This window comes from Methylophaga sp. UBA4204, from assembly GCF_002379485.1.
Classification (GTDB): Bacteria; Pseudomonadota; Gammaproteobacteria; order Nitrosococcales; family Methylophagaceae; genus Methylophaga.
In genome coordinates this window covers 250-4,404 of sequence record NZ_DFTU01000061.1, presented here as the reverse complement: position 1 = coordinate 4,404, position 4,155 = coordinate 250, and the positions used below count along the sequence as shown (strand labels likewise).

Below are 4,155 nucleotides of genomic sequence, written 5' to 3'. Positions count from 1 at the left end.
ATGAAAGATAAACAAGCCCTAGCATTGAGTATACAAAAATGTAATAGCCAGGCTTTATTAACTTAACGCAGAATAACTTATGAAAAGATTTTTTCTTCGGTAACAATTCTATCCATCGGCACATCATGCGGTTGAGCATTGATGTTGTCGAGTAACATCCACTGAAAACCAATGCCAATACTGAACGGTTTAACAGGACTGGCAAGAGTACGATCATAAAAACCACCCCCATTGCCCAAGCGATGTAAATCACTATCAAATCCCACCAGTGGAATGATCAGCACATCAGGCTTTACGATGGGTGTGTTTTGAGGCACCGGAATATCCCAAATTTCAGCCTGCATAATGGATTCCGGACGCCATTGCCGAAATTGTAAAGCTTCTTTAGGGCCAATAATCTTCGGCAAGGCGGCTTGCCAACCTTGCTCGATAAGGCCGCAAATGAAATCCCGGCAATCTATTTCACCGCGTACCGGCCAGTAAAAACCAATAGTGCCCTTGGGCAAGGGATCCAGTATGGTCTGTAATTTATCAAATAAAGCTACCTGATGAATCAGGCGAAGATCATTTGCAGTGTCTAAACGCTGTTGGGTTAACCGATAGCGTTGTTCATTGCGCCACTCTTGCCAGGTAGTCATGCAGATTCCGGTATTTCCAGTAATTCTTGCAGACGGTCCTTATTGAATACCACATCGGCTAGTGTGTAATCGTCCAGTACGTTCAGGAAGGCGGCCTGGGCTTTATGCAGAGCATTTCTCAATATGCAGGCAGGTTGAATAGGACAGGCGATTTCATCTCCGAAACAGGGAAGTAATTGCAGGTTTTCAGTTTTCCGGACCAGTTTTCCTATACCGATATCATTGATTGGTAAAGCCAGTTTCAAGCCACCCCCACGACCTCGATGGCTCACAATATAACCATGCTGAACCAGCGTTTGAGCGACTTTTGCAAGATGATTGGATGAAATGCCGAATCGTGTCGCCGCATCCTGAATGGTTGCAGCTTGCTTACCATGATGTATTGCCAGATAGACCAGTAATCGAAGCGCATAATCGGTATGCGTTGTCAGTTGCATTATTCGTTGACTCCTAAAAGATGGACCAATACTATGTGTTTTTAAATAGGTATGTAAAATGCCTGTTTAGCTAATAGGAGTTCGGCAATGAAGCCTGAAACTTTCGATATTATTCATCAAACCGTGCCTTTACTGGAGCAGCATGGCGAACAATTAGCAGACTGTTTTTACAAAAATATGTTCCGTAATAACCCGGAAGTAAACGTTTTTTTCAATCCAGCTCATCAACAATCAGGTGCCCAGCAACACGCTTTGGCTTCAGTCATCTGTGCCTATGCCCGGCACATTGATAACCCCGGCCAATTGCGACAAGCGCTTGAGGTTATTTTTCATAAACATGTTTCTCTGGGGATAAAACCTGAACATTACCCCATCGTAGGAAATAATTTGTTATTAACGCTTCGTGAAGTTCTTGGCGAAGCGGCAACGACTGAGGTGATTGACAGCTGGACAGAGGCTTATGGTGTTTTAGCCGGTATTTTTATCGACAGAGAAGATGATTTATATCAGCAACAGCTGATCAAACATGGCTGGAATGGCTTTAAGGCTTTCACCCTGATTCGACGTCATTCAGAAAGCAGCAACATTACTTCTTTCTATCTGCGACCAACTGATAATAAGTCGTTAAAGGCTTATCTGCCGGGGCAATTTATTACGCTGAAAATTCAACTGGCCGACGGTAGCCAGGCGATGCGGAATTATAGTTTGTCTTCAGCTCCGAGAGAAGATCACTATCGAATCAGCGTCAAAAAACATGCCGGTGAGTTGCCAGATCATCCTGGCGGGGTAGTCTCCAACAGATTGCATGATAACGTGCAGGTAGGTGACCAGCTGCTGCTGGCACCCCCCATTGGAAACTTTATATTAAGGATGCCCGAAGCAGTCAATATGCCCTTGGTGTTTATTGCTGGTGGAGTGGGAATAACGCCTTTACTTGCCATGCTGCATTGGGGTTTGGTCCATGAACCAGATCGTTCATTTACACTGATACAGTTAGCTAAAAATAATGACTTTCTGCCATTTTATGAAGAACTCTCAGTACTAGCGCGTACCTACCCAAATTTTCAATGGCATATTCGTCTCAGCCAGTCTTCCGGCTCTCAATCACTGTATTTGCATGATAGTGAAGGCTATATAGACAAAGCGTTGCTGGATCTCCTGGTACCAGAGTCTGAGGCGAATTATTACCTGTGCGGGCCTGCCGCAATGATGCGAACCACAATGGCCATATTAAAAGAGCGTGGCGTTGATAGTTCATCAATAGCTGCCGAATTTTTCGGGCCTTCCCAATACTTAAGAGACTGAAACCCAGGTATTTATTCCGTAGGTATCCGCTTAATGGTAACGAAGCCATTAAGCGGAATTATCAATCTAACCAAAGACATGACAAAGCAATGAAGCTATCCGACAGGCTGCAAAAGTGGCAGCAACGTTTATTACAAACTCACCCAAAACTTAAAGAAAAGCTAAATGCCAGTTTAGGAGCATTTACGGCAATCTGGCTGCTTATGACACTTCTCAGCCAATTACAAATGACGATGGAAATGGAATTGCTGGTACTTGCATCAATGGGCGCCTCTACATTCTTATTATTTGTAGTGCCACATAGTCCAATGGCTCAACCCTGGCCGTTAATGGCGGGTCATTTAATCGCTGCTGTAATGGGAGTGAGTTGTAACTATTGGATAGCTGAGCCGGTGTTGGCAACTGCCATGGCGGTGGGCTTGGCGGTGTTTTTTATGCATTTTCTGCATGCCCTTCATCCGCCTGCAGCCGCGACAGCCATGATTGCGGTTATTGGCATGCCGGAGCACAGCAGTATTGCATGGTTTTTTGTTTATGCTGTTGTCACTATCAACGCAGGAAGCCTGCTTGTTTTGTCTTTACTGATTAATAATCTGTTGCCAGGACGCCACTATCCGCATCGTGATAACCATCATAAACACCACGATCAATTCATAAAACAGAAAGATAAAACCACGTTATTAAATGAAGAAGATTTTCATTGGGCGCTTTCCCAAATGGAGGCTGTCATTGATGTCTCAGAAACAGACCTGATAGATTTATATGAGTTTGCTTCAGAGCATGCAGAGAAAAGAAATTTAAACCAGAAAATGAAAAATTAATTTTATTCAGTTTGATTTAAGTTTGGTTTTGTAAAGTGGGCTCACCTTAATCGGAAAGGAGTACCAAAAATGAAAAAACTAAACAAAATGACTCTGGCAACTATACTTGCATCAGCCTTAACGTTTTCAACGGCAGCTGTTGTTGCAGATGATGATCCAGCCACTATGCAAATGAAAGCAGAAAAATTTGGCTTAATCAGCAGTGAAGAAGCTAAAAATATTGCGTTAAATGAAAAATCCGGCGTGGTTACAGATATCGAATTAGACAGTATTGATAACGGTGGCGGTTGGGAATACGAAGTTGAAGTTGTTCAGGAAGATGGCACTGAATGGGATATTGATGTTCATGCCAAAACCGGTGAACTTCGCAAAGTCGAACGTGATTGATAGTTAATTCTATCTTGATGTAAAAAGCAGCGGCCCGTCTTTGACGGGCCGTTTTTTTATCTATAACAAATATAAAATAAAGTTAAAATTCAGTTTTAATTAATTTTACTTTTATATCTTTAGAAATTCTTAATAAAAAAGAGGTCAAAGATGAAAAGTTTAGTGATATTCTCGGTTGTTTCTGTAATGAGTTTTCCCGTTTTGGCAGATGATTTACATGAGATAAAAACAAAAAGTGAACAACTCGGTTTGATTAGTATAGAGGAAGCAAAATCTATTGCGCTAGAAGCCAAGCCAGGCATCATTGATGATATTGACTTGGAGAACCGTGCATTTTTTGGTGGATGGGATTATGAAATGGAAGTGCTGGGTAAAGATGGCAAGGAATGGGATATTTATATCAATGCAGAAACCGGTGAAGTCAGAAAAGTCAGTCGAGATTGGGACTTGTTCTAAAGCATTTTTTAGGGCTTGTTGATCTTTCATATCCCCAGCCCTGCGGGTTGTGACTGAAAAAGCGCCACTTATGTCCACGGATGGACTGTATGCCGGCGCGCCAGGGAGGCG

6 protein-coding genes are annotated in these 4,155 nt (G+C 42.7%); 4 read left to right on the top strand and 2 right to left on the bottom strand.

Annotated elements, in window-relative coordinates; genetic code table 11:
* Positions 1-77 precede the first annotated feature (77 nt).
* Together B3182_RS08885 and B3182_RS08880 are read right to left on the bottom strand one after the other, a co-directional pair.
* The gene (locus B3182_RS08885; protein WP_292354333.1) at positions 78-638 is read right to left on the bottom strand and encodes a 5-formyltetrahydrofolate cyclo-ligase; all 561 of its coding nucleotides are present in this window, start codon (positions 636-638) and stop codon (positions 78-80) included.
* A complete protein-coding gene (locus B3182_RS08880) occupies positions 635-1,075 on the bottom strand; it encodes an RrF2 family transcriptional regulator (protein ID WP_292354334.1) in 441 nt (146 codons plus the stop codon). Before B3182_RS08880 ends, B3182_RS08885 begins: the two co-directional genes overlap by 4 nt.
* Positions 1,076-1,162: 87 nt before the next feature.
* Between B3182_RS08880 and hmpA the strand changes: the two genes are divergently transcribed.
* The 4 genes from hmpA (at position 1,163) to B3182_RS08860 (ending at position 4,044) form a co-directional block, all read left to right on the top strand.
* Complete coding sequence (hmpA, locus tag B3182_RS08875) at positions 1,163-2,380, top strand: NO-inducible flavohemoprotein (RefSeq protein WP_292354336.1); 1,218 nt, start codon at positions 1,163-1,165, stop codon at positions 2,378-2,380.
* Between the two features lie 89 nt (positions 2,381-2,469).
* Positions 2,470-3,201: an HPP family protein gene (locus B3182_RS08870; RefSeq protein ID WP_292354337.1), complete on the top strand. Its 732-nt coding sequence runs from the start codon at positions 2,470-2,472 to the stop codon at positions 3,199-3,201.
* Between the two features lie 69 nt (positions 3,202-3,270).
* Positions 3,271-3,588, top strand: a complete 318-nt coding sequence (locus B3182_RS08865; protein WP_292354339.1) for a PepSY domain-containing protein — start codon at positions 3,271-3,273, stop codon at positions 3,586-3,588.
* A 150-nt stretch (positions 3,589-3,738) separates the two neighbouring features.
* The gene (locus B3182_RS08860; protein ID WP_292354341.1) at positions 3,739-4,044 is read left to right on the top strand and encodes a PepSY domain-containing protein; all 306 of its coding nucleotides are present in this window, start codon (positions 3,739-3,741) and stop codon (positions 4,042-4,044) included.
* Positions 4,045-4,155: the final 111 nt, after the last annotated feature.